Annotated in this window: 1 protein-coding gene; it reads left to right on the top strand. The window is 50.4% G+C overall.

From position 1 onward, the window contains the following. Nucleotides 1-2234, top strand: a 2234-nt coding sequence (locus EGI32_RS17540) for a hypothetical protein (protein WP_255156652.1), incomplete at both ends; no start/stop codon positions are given.

Raw genomic sequence — 2234 nt, forward strand, 5'->3', positions numbered from 1 at the left:
CACTTCGTGTAACAATGCTACTGACGGAACGATCACCGCTACTTCTAACGGAGCTACTCCGGTAACATATGTACTGGATGGCGGAACAAGTAATACAACGGGCATCTTCACCGGCGTTGCCGCAGGGCCGCACACGGTTACTTTCACCGATTCGAAAGGCTGTAAAGGAACAATTACATCAACGGTCGGATCTGGTTCGGCCATCACCGGTACGGCCACTCCAACTGCCGCTGCTTGTCCGGGTATCAACAACGGATCGATCAGTGTTACATCTACCGGCACAGCTCCTGTAACTTATATACTGGATGGTTCGACCACCAATACCACCGGTATTTTTACAGGAGTTTCTGCAGGAGCCCATACCGTTACATTTACAGATGCCAACGGTTGTTCGGGCAACGCTTCTGCAACCGTAACTTCCGGAGCCGCTATCACGGGAACGGCTACCCCGACAGGCACTTCGTGTAACAATGCTACTGACGGAACGATCACCGCTACTTCTAACGGAGCTACTCCGGTAACATATGTACTGGATGGCGGAACAAGTAATACAACGGGCATCTTCACCGGCGTTGCCGCAGGGCCGCACACGATCACGTTTACCGCCGCCAATGGTTGTACAGGTGCTGCTACCGCAACGGTTACTGCCGGACCGACGCTCACCGCCACCGGAAACCCTACTATGGCATCCTGTCCGGGTATCAACAACGCTTCCTGGACGGTAACATCCAACGGTATTGCACCGGTGATCTATATCCTGGACGGGGGAACAACGAATACTACCGGTGTATTTACCAATATTTCAACCGGTTCGCATACTATCAATTTTACAGATTCCAGGGGATGTACAGGTACGATCACCAGGACAGTAACTTCTGGCGCCGCCATAACGGGAACGGCTACCCCGACAGCTACTTCGTGTAACAATGCATCTGACGGAACAATCAGTACTACTTCTACCGGAGTTACTCCGGTAACATATGTACTGGATGGCGGAACCAGTAATACAACGGGTATCTTCACCGGAGTTGTCGCAGGCACACACACCATAACATTTACAGATGCCAACGGTTGTTCGGGCAACGCTTCTGCAACTGTAACTGCAGGTGTCGCTATCACGGGAACGGCTACCCCAACTTCTACTTCCTGTAATAACTCCTTAGATGGAACTATCACCGCAACTTCTACAGGCGTTGCTCCTGTAACTTTTACACTGGATGGTGGGGTAAGTAATACAACAGGCATTTTCACCGGTGTTGCCGCAGGCCTGCACACTATCAGTATTTCTGATGTCAACGGTTGCACCGCTACCACAACTGCTACTGTTCCTGCAGGCCCGGCGCTTATTGGCAATGCGGTTCCGGTATCTACATCTTGTCCGGGTATCGTCAATGGCAGTATTACTGTTACTTCCAATGGAACAGCTCCGGTGACTTATATATTGGATGGAGCAGCCAATAATACCACCGGTGTTTTTACAGGTGTTGCCGATGGTACACACACGATCACATTTACAGACAGCAAAGGTTGTACAGGCTCTGTATCCACTATTGTCGGAACAGGGGCATTGCTAACAGCCAACGCCACACCTTCAGCGGCTTCCTGCCCCGCGGCAGCAAACGGATCGATCACCGCAATATCTTCCGGTACTGCACCGGTCACTTATACATTGGATGGTATTACCAGCAATACCACCGGAATCTTTACAGGTGTAAGCGCAGGCGCTCATACCATTAATTTTACAGATGCCAACGGATGTTCAGGCGCCGTGAGCACTACGGTTACCGCAGGCCCGGACATAACGGGAACGGCTACGCCTACAGCAACATCGTGTAACAATGCAACGGATGGTTCTATCCTGGCAAGTTGCAATGGTGTAACACCAATTACATTCGTGCTCGATGGAAGCACTACTAATACTACGGGTATTTTCACCGGCCTCAGTGCAGGTTTGCATACAATTGTTTTCACGGATGCAAATGGTTGCTCAGGCACTGCTACAGCAACCATTACCGCAGGTAACCCACTGAACGGGTCCGCAACAACAGTCGCTACTTCCTGCCCGGGAATCAATAACGGTTCTGTCAATGTTACTTCAAATGGTACCACGCCGGTCACTTATACACTCGATGGAACATTCAACAATGCAACCGGTTTGTTTACTGGTGTTGCCGCAGGCGTACATACCATTACATTTACAGATAATAAAGGATGTACAGGAAGCGTGACAACCA

Origin of the sequence: Ferruginibacter sp. HRS2-29, assembly GCF_024343615.1 — a bacterium.
Lineage (GTDB): Bacteria > Bacteroidota > Bacteroidia > Chitinophagales > Chitinophagaceae > Ferruginibacter.